The 21590-nt window shown below is 58.6% G+C and carries 21 protein-coding genes and 1 pseudogene; 19 read left to right on the top strand and 3 right to left on the bottom strand.

Translation table 11 applies throughout. The features are described from left to right. Window positions 1-266 precede the first annotated feature (266 nt). Together C6558_RS36655 and C6558_RS36640 are read left to right on the top strand one after the other, a co-directional pair. Entirely contained in the window at window positions 267-506 is a 240-nt protein-coding gene (locus tag C6558_RS36655) for a DUF982 domain-containing protein (RefSeq protein ID WP_107028646.1), read from the top strand. A gap of 1226 nt (window positions 507-1732) precedes the next feature. Continuing rightward, window positions 1733-1969, top strand: a complete 237-nt coding sequence (locus C6558_RS36640) for a hypothetical protein (RefSeq protein ID WP_057210353.1) — start codon at window positions 1733-1735, stop codon at window positions 1967-1969. A gap of 111 nt (window positions 1970-2080) precedes the next feature. Here C6558_RS36640 and C6558_RS36635 read toward each other — a convergent pair whose 3' ends face one another. After that, complete coding sequence (locus C6558_RS36635; RefSeq protein WP_146160962.1) at window positions 2081-2554, bottom strand: hypothetical protein; 474 nt, start codon at window positions 2552-2554, stop codon at window positions 2081-2083. 188 nt (window positions 2555-2742) lie between these two features. Here C6558_RS36635 and C6558_RS36630 point away from each other — a divergent pair. From C6558_RS36630 to C6558_RS36620, 3 genes and pseudogenes are all read left to right on the top strand, one after another. Continuing rightward, window positions 2743-3149, top strand: a pseudogene (locus tag C6558_RS36630) (hypothetical protein); the annotation flags it as partial. 337 nt (window positions 3150-3486) lie between these two features. Then, complete coding sequence (locus C6558_RS36625; RefSeq protein WP_107028643.1) at window positions 3487-4482, top strand: class I SAM-dependent methyltransferase; 996 nt, start codon at window positions 3487-3489, stop codon at window positions 4480-4482. A gap of 158 nt (window positions 4483-4640) precedes the next feature. Further along, window positions 4641-4871, top strand: a complete 231-nt coding sequence (locus tag C6558_RS36620; RefSeq protein ID WP_146160961.1) for a hypothetical protein — start codon at window positions 4641-4643, stop codon at window positions 4869-4871. Between the two features lie 90 nt (window positions 4872-4961). Here C6558_RS36620 and C6558_RS36615 read toward each other — a convergent pair whose 3' ends face one another. Continuing rightward, entirely contained in the window at window positions 4962-5588 is a 627-nt protein-coding gene (locus C6558_RS36615; RefSeq protein WP_107028642.1) for a hypothetical protein, read from the bottom strand. A 171-nt stretch (window positions 5589-5759) separates the two neighbouring features. Between C6558_RS36615 and C6558_RS36610 the strand changes: the two genes are divergently transcribed. The 14 genes from C6558_RS36610 (at window position 5760) to C6558_RS36545 (ending at window position 19252) form a co-directional block, all read left to right on the top strand. Next, on the top strand, window positions 5760-6227 hold the full coding sequence (locus tag C6558_RS36610; protein WP_245449327.1) for a lytic transglycosylase domain-containing protein: 468 nt from the start codon (window positions 5760-5762) through the stop codon (window positions 6225-6227). Window positions 6228-6276: 49 nt separating this feature from the next. Then, window positions 6277-6600, top strand: coding sequence for a TrbC/VirB2 family protein (locus C6558_RS36605; RefSeq protein WP_057216055.1), 324 nt, complete (start codon window positions 6277-6279; stop codon window positions 6598-6600). 1 nt (window position 6601) lies between these two features. Then, window positions 6602-6892, top strand: a complete 291-nt coding sequence (locus C6558_RS36600; protein WP_057210336.1) for a type IV secretion system protein VirB3 — start codon at window positions 6602-6604, stop codon at window positions 6890-6892. After that, complete coding sequence (locus C6558_RS36595) at window positions 6889-9300, top strand: VirB4 family type IV secretion/conjugal transfer ATPase (protein ID WP_107028639.1); 2412 nt, start codon at window positions 6889-6891, stop codon at window positions 9298-9300. Before C6558_RS36600 ends, C6558_RS36595 begins: the two co-directional genes overlap by 4 nt. Then, the gene (locus C6558_RS36590) at window positions 9293-10465 is read left to right on the top strand and encodes a transglycosylase SLT domain-containing protein (protein WP_158269003.1); all 1173 of its coding nucleotides are present in this window, start codon (window positions 9293-9295) and stop codon (window positions 10463-10465) included. The genes C6558_RS36595 and C6558_RS36590 overlap by 8 nt, the downstream gene beginning before the upstream one ends. Continuing rightward, the gene (locus C6558_RS36585; protein WP_107028637.1) at window positions 10462-11178 is read left to right on the top strand and encodes a type IV secretion system protein; all 717 of its coding nucleotides are present in this window, start codon (window positions 10462-10464) and stop codon (window positions 11176-11178) included. The genes C6558_RS36590 and C6558_RS36585 overlap by 4 nt, the downstream gene beginning before the upstream one ends. A gap of 184 nt (window positions 11179-11362) precedes the next feature. Next, window positions 11363-12382 carry a type IV secretion system protein gene (locus C6558_RS36580; protein WP_107028636.1) on the top strand — a complete coding sequence of 340 codons (1020 nt, stop codon included), beginning with the start codon at window positions 11363-11365 and terminating at the stop codon, window positions 12380-12382. 52 nt (window positions 12383-12434) lie between these two features. Continuing rightward, on the top strand, window positions 12435-12668 hold the full coding sequence (locus tag C6558_RS36575) for a hypothetical protein (RefSeq protein WP_107028635.1): 234 nt from the start codon (window positions 12435-12437) through the stop codon (window positions 12666-12668). A 16-nt stretch (window positions 12669-12684) separates the two neighbouring features. Further along, window positions 12685-13056 (top strand): hypothetical protein, encoded by a 372-nt coding sequence (locus C6558_RS36570; protein ID WP_107028634.1) that lies wholly within the window; start codon window positions 12685-12687, stop codon window positions 13054-13056. A 152-nt stretch (window positions 13057-13208) separates the two neighbouring features. After that, complete coding sequence (locus tag C6558_RS36565) at window positions 13209-13943, top strand: virB8 family protein (protein WP_107028633.1); 735 nt, start codon at window positions 13209-13211, stop codon at window positions 13941-13943. Further along, the gene (locus C6558_RS36560) at window positions 13943-14725 is read left to right on the top strand and encodes a TrbG/VirB9 family P-type conjugative transfer protein (RefSeq protein ID WP_107028632.1); all 783 of its coding nucleotides are present in this window, start codon (window positions 13943-13945) and stop codon (window positions 14723-14725) included. Before C6558_RS36565 ends, C6558_RS36560 begins: the two co-directional genes overlap by 1 nt. Further along, window positions 14722-16143, top strand: a complete 1422-nt coding sequence (virB10, locus tag C6558_RS36555) for a type IV secretion system protein VirB10 (protein WP_158269002.1) — start codon at window positions 14722-14724, stop codon at window positions 16141-16143. The genes C6558_RS36560 and virB10 overlap by 4 nt, the downstream gene beginning before the upstream one ends. Then, a complete protein-coding gene (gene virB11 / locus C6558_RS36550) occupies window positions 16140-17138 on the top strand; it encodes a P-type DNA transfer ATPase VirB11 (protein WP_107028630.1) in 999 nt (332 codons plus the stop codon). The genes virB10 and virB11 overlap by 4 nt, the downstream gene beginning before the upstream one ends. Continuing rightward, window positions 17135-19252, top strand: a complete 2118-nt coding sequence (locus C6558_RS36545; RefSeq protein WP_107028629.1) for a type IV secretory system conjugative DNA transfer family protein — start codon at window positions 17135-17137, stop codon at window positions 19250-19252. Before virB11 ends, C6558_RS36545 begins: the two co-directional genes overlap by 4 nt. A 165-nt stretch (window positions 19253-19417) precedes the next feature. Here C6558_RS36545 and C6558_RS36540 read toward each other — a convergent pair whose 3' ends face one another. Then, entirely contained in the window at window positions 19418-21337 is a 1920-nt protein-coding gene (locus tag C6558_RS36540; protein WP_305765389.1) for an alkyl/aryl-sulfatase, read from the bottom strand. Between the last annotated feature and the right edge of the window lie 253 nt (window positions 21338-21590).

Below are 21590 nucleotides of genomic sequence, written 5' to 3'. Positions count from 1 at the left end.
TTCTTTATCAGGGGCCGGGGGAGTGGTGGAATCCACCGGACTTCCATGGGCCTGCGGAGACTTCGCCTCACCCGCTTCCGAGTACATGCGATAGTTCCAGGCCGGATCGGCCATGATGAAATCGAAGGAGTGCGGCGGCAAGTCGCCGAAGGGCCACATGTCGGGGAAGAGCCTCATCCTGCCACCCAAAAATTCGGCAGGATCGCGCCCTTGGAACAGATCCCTCTAATATGCGTTTTTGGGAAGCCTGCCCAACGGAGGACGCGATGATCACCATCTGGGATGAAAATGTTGAGTTGAAGATTGACGATCGTTTTCACGTCATTAGGAGCGCCCGAGAGGCGGTCGCATTCCTGATGAAGTCCTGGCCCGACACCAAGAGCGCGAGTTACGCAACAGCTCGGAAGGAATGCCTGGATGCCGCCAAAGGAATAGTCCCTAGCGCGCAAGCAAGGGCGGCGTTTGAAGCCGCCGCCAAGGAAGCCGGCATCCTGCGACAACGTTGATGTTGCCCTGCCCGAGGTGAGAAACTGAATCATGCCGGTGCCACGCGCTTTTCGAGGGCAGCCAGGGACCGATTGCAGCGGCCACCGCAGGTGAGACCCAATTGCCGACGCACGAGACCTGAACGTTCTTTGGGAAAGGGCGGCCATTGATATCGGAATCGATCTTGTAGTCGGCCGGGAAACCCTGAGCCGAGTAAAGCTCGCGAGGCGTCGGCTGTGGGGGCAAGGCATCAGGCCCCTATGGACCTTGAAAGGATCGGTAGATCCCGTCTGAAATTGAGGCTTCCAGCGTTGCGAGCATTGATTGATATGCAACAGAGCCGGCTTTTCGAGCGTTATGTGAGCAACACGCCCTCGCCGCCATGGCTGGCATTCCCTCAGTCTCTGCGAATGCTACGCCACTTTGGTTTTGATGGTCGACGATCTGCGCAATGAGGATCCGGTCCGCGCTGAGCTGCTGGCCGAATAAGTGACCATGTGCCGCGCCATGGAAGCTGACGCGGTAGCGATGATCGAAGGTGAAAAGAACGCGAGGTGGTAGTAGGCCGCCGTGCGTAATTGCAACTTCAGCCAAGGAGCGGCGTTTTCCTAGTGGCAACGACGCGAGGAGGCTGAAATGCGTCACACAGAGCGAGAGAAAAAGGATTACGATCACGATCTACTGATGATCGTGGCATTGACGGTTTCCGGTTTGCTGATCATTGGCGCGACTTTGCTGGCGTTGGCAATCTGATTAGAGCCAGCAGAACCACGCGGAATGCAATCAGGTTCAATGCCTCGGCTTCCGCCAATATTGTGCAAGCACCGGATCGTGTTCCAAGTGCTCCTGCCAAGCGGCCTCCGGTACCTGACCCGATCGGTAAGCCTCAATAAGCAAACGCTGATCGTCGGTTAGGTCAGGCTCGACTTCGGCAGGATACCAATGGAACAATCCAAAGACCGCCTCGCCGATATCTCTCATGTGGATCGACATCAGACACCTCGCGTCTCCATCTCGTGGTAAACGCGTGGGGACCTGCGATGTTTCAATGAGCCATAGACGGTTGATCATCACCGCAACGGCAGGAACAGTTGGAGCGGGGCGGATGGGGCATGATTGGGATAACGAGCGCAGGCGCCGGATGAAGATTGTGTTTGGAACGGCCGTCGCACTGGCGGCCTTACTGGCATCAGTCGCAGCTCAGGTGATGACGCGAGCGATCTGAGGACGAAGGCGAGAGAAGCGAATGGCAAACATCCTGGAATTTCCGCTAACTCGCGATCAGCGCGGCGCCAAGGAACGGCTGGTTAAGGCGATGCGCGAGTTTAACGCTGCCGTGAAGTTCGCCGCGAAAACTGGACTTCAAGTTGAGGTTTCACAGGTTCGTTGCTACGCCACCTACAGCGTCGAGCCCCTTACGCTCGTCAGCGTGGCCGCTAACATTCCGGGCAAACTGCCGGAGTTCGACGGTTTAGAGTTCTAGATTTAAGGCTCTTGGTAGACACGACGCGATTGCCCATCACAGGCTATGCCTCGCGCCCCATGGTTTCGAGCTGCTCGGGCATGATCCCGAGCTGGGCGGCTATGATTGCAATCAACGGATGATCACGCCGGAACTCGCCGGCATACTAGCAGGGGACAGGCCGTCCGCCTGCCGGTGGCGTGGCGCACGGAAATGCTCTCGCAGATCGATCGCCAGATCCGGTATATAGAGCTGGTTGCCTGGAACGATAAAGGGAACGCCTTGACCGATGAGGCGCGACCGGTTGTGCGCACTGATGGTCATGGTGGCGAACGCCACCGTCGTGTGGGTGGCGTTGCGGACCATGTCGATATGCTTGGCGATATCGGCTGGAGTGCCTGTGCCGTCAAGCTTGGCAACGATGACGCATTGCCGTCCAAGAATGCGGGCTTCGTAGAGCGTGTAGGTGCGTCCTATAAAGGACGGCAAGCTGCGCGTGGCTTCGAATGGGCGGACATCGATGCGCTCATGAAGAAGCTCTCCCAGGTAGCGCTCCAACGCTTCGGGAAACTGAACATGGTGGCTGCTTATGTCTCTCTCTAACATCGTCTCGCACACCAACATTGTCGTCGTTAGCGTGCAATCTTAATGTTAGTGAAGCCAGCCTTGCCAGCGCCGTTGCGCCTCGACCAGCGTGACACTTGAGCGAAGACGAGATCATTGGCACAAGGCGGGCTCGCTTCGAAGAAGCGGGCCGAACTTGCCCCCAAAGCACCGCCGTGCTCGACATGTCAATGATGAAAGAGATCGACATCAGCTATCGAACGATGTTCGCGGAGTTGGCGCAGCGGACGCTCGATGCGCAATTCGCGGCGGACTTCTCCTTGGAGGGATGGTTCGTGACCCTAACCGTGAAGGATCGTGATTACTGGTATTTCGATCTCCCTACCCCAGAGGGCAAGGACAAGCGAAGCTATGTCGGCCCCCACTCCGATGAAGCGATCACGAAACGGGTGAAGGCCCATAAGGAGATCAAGGGCAACATCCGGGAACGGAGGCGCATGGTTAGCACGCTCGTGCTGGCCTCCCCGGTCCCGATCCATTCGCGGGCGACGTCACGAAAGCCCTCGCTGACGCCGGATTGTTCCGGCTGCGGGCTGTCCTGATCGGGTCAATGGCATTCAGCCCCTACGCGGGAATCCATGTGCTGGTGTACGACCGTCTTGTGATTAGAACGGCGAACCTCATCAGGCTGGAAGCCAAACGTCTCCGTCAAGAGAAGCAATCCCTCAATATTCGTTTCAAAACACCCGGATCATAGAATCAGCTGCCGAACAACTCTGGATAACCCGCAGTTGTGATCGTGGCACTTTCGTGCAAAAGTGGCATTCGCATGAAAGCGCGTTGCCGAAACCGGCATTACCCCTGGAATAAGGCGCCGCCCGCGGAAAGGCAAATCTAAGCGCATGAAATTTGTGCGCCACTGCCGTTGCAGCTGGCAGCGTCGCCCCTCTGATTATCTGCTTAGGTGTATTGCGATGCAAAATTTCAAAGAGTTTTTCACCGAATGCGACCGTGCCCCGCGTTTGAATCATCTAGCCGGTTTCTTCGCCGAGACAGCCGCCGGCAATGGTGGCGCACCAGTTCGCAAACCGACCGTGGATACGCGCCTCCTGCCCGACGACCCGTTGTTGCATCGGCTCGTCGAATTGCATTCGCGCCGCCAGGGCTTCTTCGATCAGCATTATCACGGCAGCATTCCCTATCGTCTCGAGGAAGAATTCCGTATGGCCCATGCGGTCCTGCGCTACAGCCAACTGAGCGCGACCAAGGTTCTGCTTTATAGCCTCGGCACCGCCGAAGGGACGATGGCGCGCACGCTTTCCGAGATGAGCCGAGGCAAGATCCAGTCTTTGTCCTGCAGCCCTAACGAGGAAAACTACAAGTGCTTCCTGGCTTTTGGCGAGCCGCCGCACGCCAGTTTCTTTCTCGGCCCCTTTCATCGATTGACGAAAGAACATCTCCATTCCGAAAGCCACCTTGAGCCGTTCACTGGCGGTTTCGATATCATCCTGGAAGATACGACATTCCAAATGTACTCACCCAACCGAAGTCAGCAGATCGCGTTCGTCGCGCAGCATCTCAAGGAAGATGGGATTCTGCTCTTCGTGGAGAAATTCCGTGCGGCGGATCTCCGGGAGTATCAGTTGCGGGAGTTTCAAAAGGACTACGGATTCAAGTCCCGGTACTTCGGGGCCGAGGAAATAGAGCGTAAGTCCAAGCTGGTGCTGGCGACAATGCACCACAGCGAGGTCACGTTAGCCGAGATGGCAGCAGCGGTATACGCTCATTTCAGGCATTGCGTCATCACGTGGAATAGCGGGAACTTCTACGGGCTGGCCGCTAGCAACAGCAAGGAAAACCTCCGGCGCTATCTTTCATTGATGGCGCAGCCCGCAATCCCCGCCGAATACGTCTACGATCCTGAACCCTACACCGAACTGGCGACTTGGGCTGATGATCGCAGGACATAGCAGGCATCTCGTCCAGCAGCGTGACGCGAAAAAGCACGGACATAAATTATAATTTACACCACCATGCGTAATAGTTTGCTTTGTGAACCGCCGAGGACCTGCATCTAATAATTGAGCTCGTCCTTAGCGGTATCGTAAGCGAAAAATGGGAGGCCGCGATGCCAATTGAGAGTCCAGCAGACATTGTATCTCACCTGGCACAGCAAATGGTGGAAAAAGGAACGAGTCCCCGCAAGCTCGCGCTGCTGACTGGAGTTGCCGAAAACAGATTCGAACTCATTCAGATGGGCGACTGGAAAAATCTGACCATTCGGGAAATTGCGGTCATCTCCGAGGCGCTTGAGGTCGACCTTTGCAGGCTTATTGCAGGCGGTTCAGAAACCTTGTAACGACTGCTCGAAACTCGCGCCCAAAGCAAACGCGGTGGTTTTCTCCTGAGCAGAAGCCGCTGTTCACTGACAGCGATAAGAAGCAAAAGATTAGTCCGCATTGCGAAACCCCATGGACTGGGAAAGAGATTGCGATTCTTCAAGGTCAGGACGCCGGGAACGACCATCTTGCGTTCGTCCGATTGCAGCCAGGCCAAGGAAGACCATGCTGTCATCGTCGTTCACTGTCCGGAAAGGCTCGCCCTTGCCGCCAACGAGCAGGAAACATGATGCTGGTATTGTTTCTCCCTCCGGCGGTGATAGCAGCAGGGTCTTACATAGGATGACGCTGGCGCGCCCGTTGTAGACAGCCTTGGCGTAATCGCGCGCGGCATCGACACAGCTCCATGTCTGCACACGATTATAGAGAACCTTTTCTGACGGGCAGGCGTTCAGGCCCCGTAGGCTGATCTCGCGGCCCCCTATCGTTCGCTTGACAGGGCCTTCGATCCCGACCTCGGCTTCCACCTTTTCTAAGGAACGTGCCACAAGCTTTCCCTCGGCGTCGAAGCGCTCCAGCACGAACATCTTCATCCCTTCCTGTACGAACTGCCGAAGGTAATTCGGGGACGGCTCCGCATAGGGATCCTCACCGTCCGCCCTCAAGAGCGTCGCGTTTACGGAAAGAAGCGTGACGGCAAGGCTGATAACCTGAAGTTGCTTTATGAGCGTATGCATGGCCATTTCCAGGTTGACAGAGGAATCGAATGCGAATTAATTATAGTTTATTCGCCGGTGTATCAACCTGGGACCAAAAATTTGAAAGTTACCCTGCTTCCTCTCCTCATCTCCGCGTCGACCGTAACGGCGAATGCTTGTGAACCGGTCGACACCGCCGACGTTCTGGAAATGGTGAGGACGATTGCCGCCGAGGAGGATTTAGATCCGGATCTGGCCCTCGCCGTGGTCGACGTCGAGAGCGCCGGCGGCAAACATCAGGTCTCCGACGCGGGCGCTGTCGGCGTCATGCAGCTGATGCCGGAAACCGCGTCCGACTACGGCGTAACCGATCGCTGCGACCCTCGATCCAATATCCGTGGCGGCGTGCGTTATCTCAAAAAACTCTACGGGGAGTTCGACGATCCGCTGCTGATGCTCGCCGCCTACAATGCCGGTCCCGAGCGGGTTTACCAGAAGGGTGGCATCCCCGAATTCAACGAAACCGCCCGATACATTGTCAAGGTGATGAACCGGTGGAAGCTGAATGCAAAAGCGTCGGCAGCCCTGGAAAAGCGCAGCGGTAGCGGGCGCCGAAAAGAGACGGTCGCATTGGCGCCCTCCCCATGGCGCGAGGAACACGTGTGGACCGCGGAGTAACGACGCTCACCCCGACTTCCATCCTCTCAAAAATACGAAGGACATTCGAATGAACATTCTTCCCATGATGCAGCGATCGAGAAGCAAAGTTATTCTGTCACTGGCGCTGCTGGCGACGCCCGCCGCGTTGGTGCCGGAATTCGCCTATGCGCAATCTGCGGCCCCGATCGAAGGCATTCTTGACTGGTTCGTCGGTGTCCTGCAGGGCAACGTCGCACGGTCCTTCATGATCATCGCAGTGTGCTTCCTCGGCTTTCTGTTCCTTTCCGGACGCATGGCCTGGCAGGTTGCAATTTCGATCATCATCGGCATTGCGATCATTTTCGGTGCGGCCGAACTGGTCGACGCTATGAAGTCCTCGGCGGGCCTCTGATATGCAAGACGATGCTCCCGATGTCGAACCGCTCATCCTGCCGCTGACGAGGCCTCCAATGTATTTCGGGGTGGATATCATCGTGTTCGTGGTGAACGGCATCTTTGGGATCGTCATCTTCATCGCATCTTCGAACTTCCTGGCGCCGCTGGTCGTCCTGCCGATCCACTTCGTCGCGCTCTACCTTTGCCAGCGGGATATCCACATCGTCCGGGTCGTGCAGGTGTTCCTGTCGATGCGCAGAGCGATCCGCAACAGGCGCTTCTGGAAAGCGGGGAGCTACGCCCCATGAACATCGTCAATCACGACTTGAAGTTCGGGCGCGAACGCGCCCGCGACATGGGGATCGGCACGCATGTCCCGTATCTCCGCCATGTCGATGAAGCGACGATCGTCACCAAATCCGGCCTGTTGCTGCAGGTAATCCGGTTATCCGGTCTCCCATACCAGACGATGGATCAGGCGGAGATCAATGCGCGCCTGGCCAACCGCAACATGACGGTTCGTTCGCTCGGATCGTCGCGTTTTGCCCTTTACGCCACTATCATCCGTCGCCAGGTCGTGCCGGCAATCGACGGCGATTTCGATAATCCCTTCGCCGACGAGTTGAACGCCCGCTACATGGACGGGCTGAAGCACCGGACAATGTTCGTTAATGAGCTTTACCTCACGGTCATCCGGCGGCCTATGACCGGGCGCGCCGGCACGGTCGACCGCATGTTCGACGTCTTCCGCATGGCTGACAATGAGGTCGAAGCCAGCAGCGAGGCGTTGCGCGACCTCAACGACATGGTCTCTGGTATCGTCGGCGACTTCCGCTCCTATCGCCCGGAAATTCTGTCCTGCGTTATCCGTGACGGCGGTGTTTATTCCGAGCCTGCCGAGTTTTTAGCCAAGATCCTCGCCGCCGGCGACGAGCGGACAATGCCGCTGCCTCGCATGTCGCTTGCCGACTATATCGGGACCGGGCGGATCATGTTCGGCCGCAAGGCAACAGAAATCTGGTCGGCGGATGGCTCGTCCTCCAAGGTCGCGGCGATGGTGTCGATCAAGGAATATCCGCCGATGACGACGCCCGGTCAGCTCGACGGACTGCTGCGCCTGCCTTACGAATTCATCGTTACCCATTCTTTCGCGCCGGAAGATCGGACAACGGTCACGGAGGCGATCGTGACGATCAGCCGGCAGATCGCAAACTCCGACGATGGCGGCACGGTGGTCGAAGACGACATCGAGACGGCGCGCGACCGGCTCGCCTCGGGCGAAGTCGTGTTCGGAAAACACCACATGACGGTTGCAGTGTTCGAGCGCGATCTCTCGCGGCTAAACCGTGCCGTCGCCGACGTTTCTGCCGAACTTGCGCGCATGGGCGTTGTCGCCGTTCGCGAGGACCTCAATCTGGAAGCCGCCTGGTGGGCGCAACTGCCAACCAACTTCTCCTATATCGCACGTCAAGGGCTGATCTCGTCGGTGAACTTCGCCGGACTATTCTCCGCGCATAACTTCCCGTCCGGCCAGACGCATAAGGTCCATTGGGGCGTTCCCATCTCGTTGTTGGAGACCACCAGCCAAACCGCCTACTTCTTCAACTTCCACGAGGCCGATGTCGGCAACTTCACCATCATCGGCCCGACCGGGTCGGGCAAGACGGTGGCGCTTTCCTTCCTCTTGGCGCAGGGCATGCGTGTCGAGCCACGGCCGCGCTGCGTCTTCATCGACAAGGACCGCGGCGGCGAGATTTTCGTCCGCGCCATGGGCGGGCGCTACGAACGGCTTTCGCCGGGCGAGCCGACTGGCTTTGCACCGCTCCAGCTTGAAGACACGCCGGCCAACCGAAGCTTTGGCAAGACGCTCGTCTCCTATTTGGTCACGCCTTCGGACCGCGTGCTCAATGCCGAAGAGATGGCCGTCATCTCAGATGCGGTTGATAGCATCTATACAGATTTTGACCGGAGACAGCGCCGGCTCGATATGCTCGCCGAGGCCATGCGAGGGCGCATGCGCTCTGGCATTGGCGACCTCGCCGACCGGCTGAAGGAATGGACTACCGGGGACAAGGGCTGGCTGTTCAACAATCCCGCCGACAAACTGGACTTCTCTGGCTCGCTGATCGGCTTCGACATGACGGAGATCCTCTCCGACAAGCGTACGCGATCGGCAGCTCTGCTTTACATGTTCCACCGCATCCAGGAGATCCTAGACGGCCGCCCGTCGATGATCTTTCTCGATGAAGGCTGGCGGCTGCTCGATGATGAGGTCTTCTCCGGCTTCATCAAGGATTGGCTGAAGACGATCCGCAAGATGAACGGCATCGTCGGCTTCGGCACGCAATCGGCAGCCGACGTGGTGCGCTCAGAACTGCGCAACACGATCATCGAACAGACGATGACCAACATCTTCTTCCCCAACGCCTCCGCCGACGAGGAGAGTTACCGCAAGGCTTTCGGGCTCTCGGATAAGGAGTTCCGCTTCGTCAAGCAGGCGGACAAGGCGAGCCGCACGTTCCTGATCAAGCATGCACAGGACTCAATTATCGCTCGGCTCGACCTGTCGGCGATGCCCGATCTGGTGAAGGTGTTGTCCGGGCGGCCGGAAACGGTGCGCGAATGCCAGACGCTACGCCTGAGCTATGGCGAGGAGCCGGCCGCCTGGCTCCCACATTTTTGTGGCTGGACCCTCCCGGAGGCGACCGGTGCGTAGAACGATCCTTCTCCTGCTCGCCGCCGCATTGATGACTGCACCCGCGGCGCTCGCCGACGTTCCTGTCAACGACGACGATGTGGAGGAAAGACGCTCCGAGGACGAAGAGCATTCGGAAAAGGACAGGGAAACCCGAAGCCACCAACTCGAGGAGCAGACCGTGACGAATTGCAACATTTCAAAGAAGGAGAAAAACCGCCGTCTCTACCGCTCACCGGCGCAAGCCGTGAACGAGGATGCCAAAAACGTCGAGCTGATCAAGCACTATGCGAAAAAGCACAATGTCCCGGTCGGCCTTGCCTTGTCTGTGGCCCACGCCGAGTCCGGAATTTCGACGTGCTCAGGCTCTCCGACCGGTGTGAAGGGCGTCATGCAGCTGACGAAGAAGACCGGCAAGGGTATGGGCTTCGACCGCGAAATCAATGAGGAGAACATCGAGGGCGGCGTCAAATATCTCGGCATGGGCGTAAACAAATGCGGCAGCACCGACTATGCCTGCCTAGCCTCCTGGTACAACGGCTCGACTGCTTCGGAGCAAAGCAACTGGGCCGGCAAGGTCGGTCGGAACCATGCCTGGTTCAACGCCTATGCCGGCGGCTCGAATATCGAGGACATTTCTTCGCCGTCGTTCAAATCCTATGCCGACTATGGCTCCGGCGCTACGCGCAGCTCGAATAGCGCGGCAGTAGGCGCGGTCGGTCGCGTCGTTCCCGGCATCGATGCAAGCACGGCACGCGTCCAGGAGGCGGGCCGGCGCATTGATAGTCTTTCAGCGTCCGTTGGGGCCTCGGAAATCTATCAGGATGCGTGGGACGACAACACTCAGGCGCGGGCCCTCAATGCCGAACTGCTGAACAACCTGATCACGGCCCGCAACCTCTTCAATGAGCTATTGCAGGCGCGCATGCAGATGCGGCTTTCGAAGACGTCCGAAACGGCCAAGACCCTGAAATCGGATTCGAAGGTCAATCCCTATAGCTGCGATCCGGTGATCCTCGAACAGGTGAAGGTGCCGCGCGACGACTGGCCCCGCTGCGCCGTAGTCGTGGATGCAGATGCGGAAACCACGATCATGTCCTCCCAAGGCACCGACGGCGCGATCGGCAACAATCTTCTTTTCATCCAGAATGCCGCAAACGCGGCCGATCAAGGAGGTCTGCAATGAAAAAGACGTTCGCCGTGGCTACCGCCCTCGCCTTCTCGACACCGGTCCTCGCCGACGTTCCAGTGATCGATAAAAAGAACCTGGCGATCGCCAGGAAGAACGCCGAAAACACCGGCGAGATCATGAAAACCAACACCAACATCCTCGAAAAGACCAAGGAGATCCTCGGCGCGCTGTCCGGCAGTCGCGACGGGTCGATGGGGATTTCTTCGACCGGCCTCGGCGGCAACATGTCGGTCTCGGCGGCGCCGTCGTTCCCCTCGATCATGAACGGCGGCACGCTGTCATTCGGCGGTCTTGGCTCCGACGCACAGAACGTCGCGGCGACGCTGATCAACGGGCTGCAGCTCGTCAAGCAAGTCAAGGCGATCATCGAAGGCGAGGATGCCGGGGCGATGAACCATGCCTTTTCCGGTACAGTCAACACGGCCGCCCTGCTCTCGGCGCTGACCCAGCAGGCGTCGCAAGGGGTTTCGCAGCGTGAGCAATCGCTTCAGTCGGCCACCGGCCAGATCGGTTCGGCCGAAGACGTCAAGGGTTCGGTCGACGCCAATACCCGCATGCAGCTGGAAACGGCGCGCACGATCAATGAGCTGATCAGTGTCTCGAACGGCGGGGTTTCGGCGCTCAATACAGAAATGCAGATGCGGCTCACTCAGCAGTCGGAGACAGCCAAGATGCTGCAGTACAAAGACGTCAACCCGTTCAAGTGAGGCCGCATGCCTTTGCTCGTCGCGATAATGCTTTCTGGTCTCGCGCTGGTTGCCGGATGCCAGACGAAGGGGGAAAAGGAAGCCCCCTGTCCGCCGATATCGAGTTTTGTGGAGGCGGAGGAGTTGTGTGGTCTGGCATCGCCGGTCAACGACGTCTTCGCGCCTGTCCTGGGGGAATGAACGGATGGCGGCGACCACGATCATATCGGACATTTTCGCCAAGCTGGACGCGATAGGCGAGACGTTCATTCGGAACACCTACGAGGGCCTTGCGCTTCAGGTGAATGTCCTGTTCGGGTCAATGCTCACCCTCTATGTCATGTGGTGGGGCTATATGATCCTTGCCGGCCGCGACAGCTTCTCTGTGCCGGAGGCGGCCTGGCGGCTCGGCCGAGCCTTCTTCATCTATTATATGGCGACCAACTGGGGCGCCTTCTCCGCCACGCTCTACAAGCTCGTGCAGTCCGTGCCGAACCTGATCTCCGACACGATTATCGAGTCGATCGCTGGGTCCGGCGGCGTGCTCAATGGTGGGACCGACGATACGACGGGAGTGGTGAAGATCCTCGACGCCGTCTTCGAAACGGCGGGCAAGGTCTATGAGCAGGTTGCCACCGGCACCTTCGAATATGTGGGGGCGCTGATCGGTGCGGTCGTGTTCGTCGTCGCGATGATCTTCATCGCGGTCGCTGCGGCCGCGATCCTTGCCGCCAAGCTGATGCTGTTCATCACCCTGGCGTTGGCGCCGGTATTTATCATCCTGGCACTCTATCGCTGGACCTTCCGCTTCACCGAAGGTTGGCTGTTGCTGATGGTCAATCTGATGGTGACGCAGACTTTGATGATGGCGTTTCTTGCCTTCCTCTACCAACTCATCGAACTGGCTATCAACACGGCTAACAATACCGCGACGGAAAGCAAACTCTCCTATGTGGCGCCGTTCGTGATCGTCTGCCTGCTGGGGATCGTGGTGTTCCGGTTCATCCCCGCTTTTGCCACCGCGATTGCTGGCGGCGTGGCAGCTGGCCAAGGCGATGTCCCGTTCCAAGGTGGTAGGGGATCTCTGCGCCGTGCCGGATATCAGCTCACCGGCCGCGCACGAATCTTAAGGAGGGGCCTTGGTCGTCGCCGCACGTCGCCCGATGTTCACGCAGCACGAGCCCGCGCAATCCAGCGAGAGACAGAAAAGAACGGGCAACTTTAGGTTGACCATTTGCGGAGACCCTTAAATATAATTAACGTCTAGGAGGCTCGAAATGCAACCTTGGAATGATCCACACCGCTATCAGGCGGCTCTCCACGAGCAAAATCGCATCAACGAGGAGATGGCTGAGCAGGCTCGCATCGAATCGATGAAAGGCAGCAATCTCGGCTACCTGCTCTTCATCGTCGCCGTCATCTTCTTCAAACCGTTTGCCGAGGATTGCATCGATCTTTACAACACGCTCGCCGGATGTGTTCGCAGCCTCGGCAATTTGTTCGGCTTTTGAACGAGGAGGCTTTTTGATGAAGAAGATCGCCTCGACGATAATAACAATCGGCTTGCTTTTTCCCGGCATGGCGTGGTCGCAGACGCCAAGCTCGATCTTGCCGGTGATGATCGGCGCTTATGCGCCCGCTGAAGGCGGCTGCGAAGCCGCAGCTGCGGCGTTCATCTATGTCGAGGACAAGGGGATCGGCGCGAACAAGACCGCCGGGAAAGTTCTGTCCGTCAAACAGGAAGGCAACTCCTTTGTTCTCGATGTCTTGTGGATCGAGGCCGGCTCCGATGAATCGGACGGCGATCGTGACACGGTCAAGATCGACGTGAAGGATGACCGCTCCTTCTATTTCACGAACACGGCTTCGAAGAGGACCCTGATGAAGTGGTGCAGCTAGTTTCCTAACCGCTGCGCCGGAGCTGAGCGACTCCTGAATTCAAGGCTATCCGGCTCCCTCCCCGCACCGATGTGGTCGGCAAAGGTGATCACTTGGCCTGGTGAATAAACTATAGTTAATTATGCCGCAGACGGCGGACCATCGGATACCCAATGAGCAACACAGAGCCAACCGATAACAAGCCCGAAACCCCGCCGATCGATCTCACCCCCTACTGGTTAGCCGGGGCATCATGGGAGGCGGAACTCTATCGCAAGGAGCGCCGCTCGCGGAAAATCGCCTGGACAGTCGCGACGGTGGCTGGCTTTTCCACATTGCTCAGCCTTTCGGCTCTCAATCTGCTGGTGCCGCTGAAGCAGTTCGAGGCCGTGGTGGTGATTGCCGACAAAACCACCGGCTTCGTGGAAGTCGCCCGCTCCTTGAACGAGAGCAAGCTCTCCGAGAACGACGCCATCAAGACGGCGAACATCGTGCGCTATATCCGGGCGCGCGAGACGTATGATCCTCGGGCACTCAAGGACAATTACGATCTAGCCCAGCTCTATTCGACCGGCCAGGCCGCCTCGGATCTCCGTCACGACTTCGAGCCCGCGAACCCGCAGTCGAAGGACAAGATGCTCGGCCGCAACACTCGGATCGCCGTTACCATAAAGTCGGTCTCATTCCTCAACTCTTCCACGGCCACGGTCCGCTTCTCAACCGAGACGCGGCGCGACAACACCCTTCGACGCGAACACTGGGTTTCGGTGGTCCGCTTCCGCTATACGACCGCGCCGCTAAAGAACGAGTATCGCTTCGACAACCCGCTTGGCTTCCAGGCCACCGAGTATCGGCGCGATCAGGAATCGCTGCCGGAAGTTCTGCCGGCGGACAAGGCGGCGCGCTGATGCGGAAATCTCTCCTTTCATTCGCGGCGCTATCGCTACTTGCCCTAGCGACCACCTCAGCCTCGGCCGATCCCCGCATCCGATACATCACCTTCAACAACAATGCCGTCGTGACTGTGCCTGCGGGTCTTGGCGTCTCGACCATGATCCAGCTCGGAAGCTCCGAGGTGATCGAGACGATCTCGGCCGGCGACACGGCGAGCTGGTCGATTGTCCCGAAGAAGGGGTCGGGGATCCTCTTCGTCAAGCCTCTACGCGAGAACGCCGAAACGAACGTCAACATCGTTACCAACCAGCGCGTCTACGCCCTTCTGTTGAAGGGCTCGGCCGCGGCCGACCTTCGGGCGGCATTTCAGGTTCGGTTCAAATTTCCCGACGAGGATGTCAACGCCCAGCTGTTGGCCGCCGCGCAGGAGAGTGCCAAGGATCCCCTGCTGAAGGGTCTCGACCCGGGCCGGCTGAACTACGATTACGTCTTCCGCGGCGATACCAGCCTGAAGCCGCGGGTCGCCTTCGACGACGGCACGCATATGTATCTGGAATTTCCGGACGAGATTCCGGCCATCTTCGTCGTCGAAGGCAAGCGCCGGGAATCACTCGTCAATCTGCGCATGCAGGGAAAGTATGTCGTCGTCGACAAGATCGCCGGCCAGTTCACGCTGCGCGCTGGCGACAAATGGCTTTGCCTCTACAATCGGCAAGCCAATCGCCAATCCTTCGATCTCATCGAAGACGCCTATGGACCGAAGCGCCTCGACCGCAAAGAGGAGCGCCAGCGATGAGCAAGATCGATTTTGACTACCTCGACGGGCAAAGCAGTGTGGCGAGTGAGCGTAACGGCCGCCTCGGCAAGCTCGCCCTCCCTCTCCTGCTTCTCGTCGGCGCCAGTGTGCTTGCCTACGTCAACTGGCCGACCGACCCGCAGAACCCCAACCTGACCGAAGGTTCAGGCGAGACTTTCGAGACGACGAATTCCAGCATCCGCAACTTTCCCGACGAACCGGTAAAACAGGCGGCCGATCCGAATTTGGTGCAGATTCCGACGGCCGAAAAGAAGTCAGTGGAGTCCGCGGCGGTCAACCTTACCGTGAACGCGGGCGACGATCTGGAAAAGTTGCGGCAGATCGAAGAAGCGCGTCGCCGCGCCGAGGAAGAACGACTTCGGATGGAGGAAGCGCGCCGGCGCGCCGAAGAGGAAGCTCGGCTGGCCGAGCTGGAGGCCAAGCGCCGGGAAGAGGAGGAAAAGGCACGGTGGGAGCGGCTGCGCTCCGAGCAAATCATCGTCGACGGCTCCGGCGGCGAAAGCCTGTCGGCCGGCGAACACTCGGTGGCGGTTGCTGACGACGGCCAGCTCGTCGCGGTTCCCGGCGCGGAAAGCGACGCCAACAAGGCCTTCCTCGCCCAATCTGAAAAGCAGACGGCCGGCATCGTCAAGGCGACGCGCTTTGATCGGACCGACGCGCTTGTGGCCCAGGGCACGATGATCCGCGGGTTTCTGGAGACGGCGATTAATACCGACCTTCCCGGCATGGTGCGCGCCGTCGTGCGTGAGGATGTCCGGTCTCTCGACGGCGGTCGCATCCTTATTCCCAAGGGCTCGCGCCTCATCGGCGAATACAAGTCGGGTCTGGCGCGCGGCCAGAAGCGCATCTTCATCGTCTGGTCCCGCGTGATCCGGTCGGATGGTCTTTCGGTCGAAATCGCATCGCCAGGCGCCGACCGCCTCGGCCGCGCCGGGCTCACCGGCGAGATTGACACGCATTTCTGGGAACGGTTCGGCTCCGCGATTATGCTTTCAGTAATCGGCGGTGCAGCGGAATATGTTTCGGCGCTCGGCGACACGGTGACGGAAAGCGCCCGTTCGATCTCGACGGTCGATCCGATCACCGGCGCGGTCACGACGATCACAACCGAACCGAGCCGCACGGCCGCGGAGGCGCGCTCGATCGCCGCGGAGAAGTCATCGGCGATCCTTCAGGACATTGCCAACGAAGCTTTTAAGGAAAGCGCGAAGATCCCGCCGACGATCTATGTCGCCCAGGGCGAGTCGATTATCGTTTATCTGCGGCGCGATCTCGATTTTTCCGACTTCTATGCCGATCCGGTCCGGCAGGAGATGATGCGGCTGAAGCGTGGCGGGCAAATCCGGCGCAACGTCGATTCGACGCCCTATTATCCGATCGCGCCGATCCACAAATGAAGCAGTTCCCGTTTCTCGAAAAGGCGCTGGAGCGGTTAAAGCCACATCTCTCGGATGATCGAGTCTCCGAAATCTCGATCAACCGGCCAGGCGAACTCTTCATCGAGCGGCTCGGCGTCAGCGGCATGGAACGCCAGCTCGATGCGCAGTTTACCGCCGACTGGATACGGACATTGAGCGAGCGCGTTGCCGGTTCCACCAACCAGATCGTCAACGACGAGCATCCCATTCTGTCGGCATCGCTCCCGACCGGGGAACGCTTCCAATGTGTTCTGCCGCCGGCCGCCCCCGACGGCGGCGCGATCTCCATCCGCAAGCAGGTCATCCAGGACATAGGGCTGGAGGTCTACAAGAACCGTGGCGCGTTCGAGCACACCAGGGTCGGGCGGCAACTCAGGCTTTCGGCGGCCGAGGAGGAGCTTGCAGCCATGATGAAGGGCGAGGTCAACGCCATGCAGTTTCTTCAAACTGCCGTGCGCTCGCGAGTTTCGATCGCCATATCGGGCGGTACGTCGACAGGCAAAACGACCTTCCTAAATGCACTCCTCAAGGAGGTTCCCGAAGAGGAGCGCATCGTCACCATCGAGGACACGCGCGAGCTGAAGCCAATCACCCCGAATACGGTTGCGTTGCTGGCCTCGAAGGGAGGCCAGGGCCGCGCCAAAGTGACGCCGCAGGAGCTACTCGAAGCCTCGCTGCGCATGCGTCCAGATCGGCTGATGTTGGGCGAGCTTCGCGGCGCCGAGGCGTTCTCCTTCCTTCAGGCGATCAATACTGGCCATCCGGGATCGCTGACAACGGTCCACGCCAACTCAGCGCGCTCGGGCTATGACCGCTTGGCCCTCATGGTCATGCAGAGCGGCGTTGCGCTCGAGAAGCAGGAGATTATCGACTACCTCAAGGAAGTCATCCCTGTCGTTGTCCAGCTCTCGCGCATTCCGGATGGTCGCCGCGTCGTCTCTGAAATCGTCTTTACCAAGGGGGACATGCTATGAACCCGGCAATCCTGCTGTTCGGGCTGACGATTGCCGCCGCTGTAGCCTCGTTCGTCGCCTCGCTCGCTTATGCCGGCCTCAACTATGCGTTCGACAACTCGACATGGATGTTTCAGGCGCTGCAGGACGATATCCTTGCATCCTATAGCGCGGCGCGGCTCGATCTCGCCGCCAGTGACTGGCATCGGCCGGCGATAGCGGCCACGACCGGCCTGTTCGCCGGTGGCGCTGTGTTTGTTGCCGCCATAACTGGCAAGAAGAAATCGACCGACGCTCGCTTTCTCAGTACGCAGGAGGCCCGCGCCCTTGGCCTCACGCGCAACGGTGGCGTGTTCGTCGGTCGGATCGGCGGCAGCTTGATGAAGGTTCCGGGCGGATTCACGCAGCGCGGGTCCGGCCGGCGTCGGTTCATGAAGCCCATGCTGTTCGGCGGAAAGAAGCTCTGGATCGACGGGGACGACGTCGGTGGCTTCGTGATCGGACCGCCACGGTCGGGCAAAGGCGCATCGCTGATCGTGCCGAACTGCCTGCTATGGCCGGACAGCATCGTCGTGCTCGATATCCGCGGCGAGACCTATGAGGCCACGGCCGGATATCGTTCGAAATTCTCGCGCGTGTTACGTTTCTCGCCGGCGGACGAAAATGGTGATACGGAATGCTACAACCCGCTCGACTTCGTCGCGATCGACCCCGACCAGCGCGATATTGACATCAATTCCATCGCGACGGCTCTTTTGCCGACGCCGAAGGGCGACGCTTACTGGATCTCCGACGCCCGCGCACTCTTCGCCGGCGTTACGTCATGGGTACTGGAAAATCCGAATATCTCCGACAAGGATAAGAACCTTGGAACGGTCCTCAATGTGATCGAAGGCGGCAACAAGCCGCTTCGTGAGTGGTTGGAGGAAGTCGCCAATACTAAGCTTCGCGCCGAATGGATTAGTCCCTTTACATACACCACCCTCGCCCGCTTCGCCGTCATGGCCAGCAAGCAATTCGATGGTGTCTATGGCTCGCTCGCCGCAGCGGTGCGGCCGTTCAAGAACAATCGGATCCTGCGGGCGACGGCGCGATCGACGTTCGACATCCGCACCATGCGCCGGCAGAATATGAGCCTTTATCTGGATTTCCGCATCCAGCAGATCGGCTTGATCGGCCCGATCTTCAATGTATTGATGGTCCAGTTCATGGATTACATGTCGCGAAACATGATGGCGCGTGACGAGCGACGCGTGCTCGTCCTGCTTGATGAATTCCAGAACCTCGGCAAGCTGGAGAACGCACTCACCGTCGCGACCGTCCTCGGCGGCTACGGCATCCCCTGTTGGTTCTTTGTCCAATCGCTCCGGTCGATCGACAACGTCTACACGCGCGAAGGCCGTCAGACGCTCGTCAACTCCGCCCGCGCTCAAATCTTCCTTGGAGCGCAGGATCCCGAGGATCAGCGGTATATTTCGCAACTGCTGGGCGAGCGGAAGGAAGTGACGGTCGACAAAGCCGTTTCCACGGGCTTGACCCTGTTTGATCGCAAGGGCGCCACGATGTCGCATAAGACCACGATGCGGCCCCTGATGCGCCCTGACGAACTCGGCTCAATGGACGAGACGCGGTGCATCATCAAGCTTCGAAATCAGCAACCAATTTTCCGGGTGCGGAATTTCTACTATGCCGATAACGAACTATCGAAACGCGCGTGGCTGCAAATGCCCGCGCCGAATAGTCAGCACGTCAACAATGACGCAACCAGTTTCACGACTGGGCATCCTGAAGGTCGTTCTGATAGTCCACCTCCCCCTGATACAACACCTGGAGGGAAGTTTGCGGAGAGAAGCTTGGCGGGGATAATGACGCCGTCGAGCAGTTCCATACCTGAGCGAAGTTTCCAGTTACCAGATGCTTCTCATACGTCAAAGCACGCCGACGAACCTCGCAGCGTCAATTCAGTGGGAAGCGAACCGGACTTTAAATCAGCGATGAAAAAGAGCGCGGTGCGAAAGGCCGAAGCAGATAAATCCCTCGAAAGGATATTGACCATATTCGAGAGAGCGCCCGTAAAAAAACGGGCGGCTAAGAAGGTTAAAAAGGAGATCGCGTCGGCTTTTGCTGACGAATAGTCGTGACTTTACCAAGCGTGAAACATCGATGCGTTTTTCGAACGGGGAGCCTGCTCGATTAAACCGAAGCAAGCCTCCCGAACTCGCGTGCGCTCTCTCAAGCAGGTCTCTCACTTAACAAGCGCGACCTCCTGCCGCCTTAAGACGGCAGGAAGATTTGGGTTGTCACGGCGTCACGATGTTGAACCAGAAGTCGAAACTGTCGAGCATTGAAACGAGCTGGCCGAGTTTGGCGTTGTCGCCGGCGACCTTGACCTTACCGTCGGAAACGGCCTGGTCGAGTTTTGTCTCCCCCAGCGCAATGCTGTTTAGATCGGCTCGCGTCAGGGTGATGGTGGCATCGGCCTCGTCGGCCTGCTTGTCTTTCGTGTTGTTCAGGACACCGTTCTCAAGTTCGACGAGATACTTGCCGTCGGCACCAAAGTCGAAATTGAGGACGATGTGAGCGTCGCCGGCCTTTTCAGCATTGAGCCGTACGCCGAGATAGTCGAAGAACAGGTCCAGCGACATCGCACGCACGGTGTCCGGGCTCGCTGTATTCGGCGTCGGAAGTTTTTTAACACCCTCGCGCAGCTCTTTCGCACCCGTCAGGTAGAAGTTGCGCCAGGGTCCGGACTCCGCCTGATAGCCGAGCTGTTCCAGCGCATCGGCGACGAGATCCTTGGCGGGCTGGTTGTTCGGATCGGCAAAGACGACATGGTTTGCGACCTGGGCAACCCAGCGGTAGTCCCCCGCCTCGAACGACTTCTTCGCCTTATCCAGAACGGCGTCCGAACCGCCCATGAACTCGACGTATTTCTTGCTCGCTTCGACCGGCGGAAGTTCGTGCAGCGTCGAAGGATTGCCGTCGAACCAGCCGAGATAAAGCACGTATGTGGCCGCGACATCGTGATAGATCGAGCCGTAATAGCCGCGGTTTGCCCAGAAATTATCGAGGCTAGGCGGCAGTTTGAACGTCTCGGCGATTTCCCGCATAGTCATCCCATGGTTCACCATGCGCAGTGTTTCGTCATTGATGTAGCGATAGAGATCGCGCTGCTTTTCAAGCAGGTTCACGACCTTCTCGTTGGTCCACGTCGGCCAATGGTGTTGGGCAAACATCACCTCCGCCTTGTCGCCCCACATGACGAGCGCCTCGTTCAGATACTTGGACCACGGTAGAGGCTCGCGGATTTTGGCGCCACGAAGCGAGTAGGTATTGTGGAGCGTGTGGGTCGCGTCTTCGGCGGCCGAGATCGCCTTTTTCTCCTCGATGTACCACAGCATTTCCGATGGCGCTTCGGAGCCAGGGGCCATCAGGAATTCGTAGGTGAGGCCGTCGATTGTTTCTTTCTGACCGGTCTTGGTGATGATGTTGGTCGGAGGAATGAGCGTCACCGTTCCGGCCGATGTCGTGGTGCCAAGTCCAGCACCGACCTGGCCTTTCGGGTCGGGCGCAAGCAGGTTGCCGTACATGTAGCTTGCCCGGCGGCTCATGGCCGTACCAGCCATCACGTTCTCCGCCACAGCGGCTTCCAGGAAGCCTTCCGGAGCGTAGATTTTAACTTTGCCGGAGGTGACGTCGTCTTCTGAAACCACGCCGCGCACACCGCCGTAGTGGTCGACATGGCTGTGCGTGTAGATGACCGCCTTCACAGGCTTGGTGCCCCGGTTCTTGAAGTAGAGGTCAATGGCAACCTTTGCCGTCTCCGCAGAGACGAGCGGGTCGACAATGGTGATGCCCTCGGTGCCTTCAATGATCGTCATATTGGAAAGATCGAGGTTGCGGACCTGATAGATTCCGTCGGTTACCTCAAACAGGCCGCTCATGTTGATGAGCTGCGACTGCCGCCAAAGGCTAGGATTGACGGTCGCCGGCGCTTCGGCCCCTTCCTTGATGAAGCCGTACTGTTCAGGGTTCCAGATCGCGTTCCCGCTCTCTCCCTTGATAAGTTCGCTCGGCAAGGGAGCGACTAAGCCGCGTTTGGCATCCTCGAAATCAGTCGTGTCGCTGAAAGGAAGTTGTTGCAGCAGTTTGCCATTGGCAACTTTCGTTGCCTCCGTCGCGTCCTTTTGCGGCTGTGGACTTTGTGCATGGACGGGCATTGCAGTGGCCGCAATGATGGCAATGATCGACAAGCTAGATAAATATCGCTGAATTCGCATTCTCACTTCTCCCGATTGTATTCAGATGAGATGCTCGCGGTGGCGCTGCCACCATCGATAGAGACTGCAGTTTGCGAAAGCCTCGCTGAGCTTCCTCCCAACAGCTATCGCCGCTGTGAGATCGTTTACCTAGGGCGCACGGGGGGTGGGGAAGTACGTTACTGTTAATTGTAACGATAATGTTAGATACATC

This window comes from Ensifer sp. NM-2 (genome assembly GCF_003024455.1).
Lineage (GTDB): Bacteria > Pseudomonadota > Alphaproteobacteria > Rhizobiales > Rhizobiaceae > Ensifer > Ensifer canadensis.
The sequence above is the reverse complement of the archived record's forward strand: the minus strand, read 5'-3'. Positions and strand labels throughout refer to the sequence as shown.

What these genes read in the sequence shown, in the direction of transcription:
- C6558_RS36570 (WP_107028634.1), top strand. Translation starts at nt 12,685, where the DNA reads ATGAAGAAGATCGCCTCGACGATAATAACAATCGGCTTGCTTTTTCCC.
- C6558_RS36620 (WP_146160961.1), top strand. Translation starts at nt 4,641, where the DNA reads ATGCCAATTGAGAGTCCAGCAGACATTGTATCTCACCTGGCACAGCAA.
- C6558_RS36610 (WP_245449327.1), top strand. Translation starts at nt 5,760, where the DNA reads ATGGTGAGGACGATTGCCGCCGAGGAGGATTTAGATCCGGATCTGGCC.
- C6558_RS36655 (WP_107028646.1), top strand. Translation starts at nt 267, where the DNA reads ATGATCACCATCTGGGATGAAAATGTTGAGTTGAAGATTGACGATCGT.
- C6558_RS36635 (WP_146160962.1), bottom strand. Translation starts at nt 2,554, where the DNA reads ATGTTAGAGAGAGACATAAGCAGCCACCATGTTCAGTTTCCCGAAGCG.
- C6558_RS36600 (WP_057210336.1), top strand. Translation starts at nt 6,602, where the DNA reads ATGCAAGACGATGCTCCCGATGTCGAACCGCTCATCCTGCCGCTGACG.
- C6558_RS36575 (WP_107028635.1), top strand. Translation starts at nt 12,435, where the DNA reads ATGCAACCTTGGAATGATCCACACCGCTATCAGGCGGCTCTCCACGAG.
- C6558_RS36585 (WP_107028637.1), top strand. Translation starts at nt 10,462, where the DNA reads ATGAAAAAGACGTTCGCCGTGGCTACCGCCCTCGCCTTCTCGACACCG.
- C6558_RS36580 (WP_107028636.1), top strand. Translation starts at nt 11,363, where the DNA reads ATGGCGGCGACCACGATCATATCGGACATTTTCGCCAAGCTGGACGCG.
- C6558_RS36615 (WP_107028642.1), bottom strand. Translation starts at nt 5,588, where the DNA reads ATGCATACGCTCATAAAGCAACTTCAGGTTATCAGCCTTGCCGTCACG.
- virB10 (WP_158269002.1), top strand. Translation starts at nt 14,722, where the DNA reads ATGAGCAAGATCGATTTTGACTACCTCGACGGGCAAAGCAGTGTGGCG.
- C6558_RS36545 (WP_107028629.1), top strand. Translation starts at nt 17,135, where the DNA reads ATGAACCCGGCAATCCTGCTGTTCGGGCTGACGATTGCCGCCGCTGTA.
- C6558_RS36605 (WP_057216055.1), top strand. Translation starts at nt 6,277, where the DNA reads ATGAACATTCTTCCCATGATGCAGCGATCGAGAAGCAAAGTTATTCTG.
- C6558_RS36540 (WP_305765389.1), bottom strand. Translation starts at nt 21,337, where the DNA reads ATGCCCGTCCATGCACAAAGTCCACAGCCGCAAAAGGACGCGACGGAG.
- C6558_RS36565 (WP_107028633.1), top strand. Translation starts at nt 13,209, where the DNA reads ATGAGCAACACAGAGCCAACCGATAACAAGCCCGAAACCCCGCCGATC.
- C6558_RS36595 (WP_107028639.1), top strand. Translation starts at nt 6,889, where the DNA reads ATGAACATCGTCAATCACGACTTGAAGTTCGGGCGCGAACGCGCCCGC.
- C6558_RS36560 (WP_107028632.1), top strand. Translation starts at nt 13,943, where the DNA reads ATGCGGAAATCTCTCCTTTCATTCGCGGCGCTATCGCTACTTGCCCTA.
- virB11 (WP_107028630.1), top strand. Translation starts at nt 16,140, where the DNA reads ATGAAGCAGTTCCCGTTTCTCGAAAAGGCGCTGGAGCGGTTAAAGCCA.
- C6558_RS36640 (WP_057210353.1), top strand. Translation starts at nt 1,733, where the DNA reads ATGGCAAACATCCTGGAATTTCCGCTAACTCGCGATCAGCGCGGCGCC.
- C6558_RS36625 (WP_107028643.1), top strand. Translation starts at nt 3,487, where the DNA reads ATGCAAAATTTCAAAGAGTTTTTCACCGAATGCGACCGTGCCCCGCGT.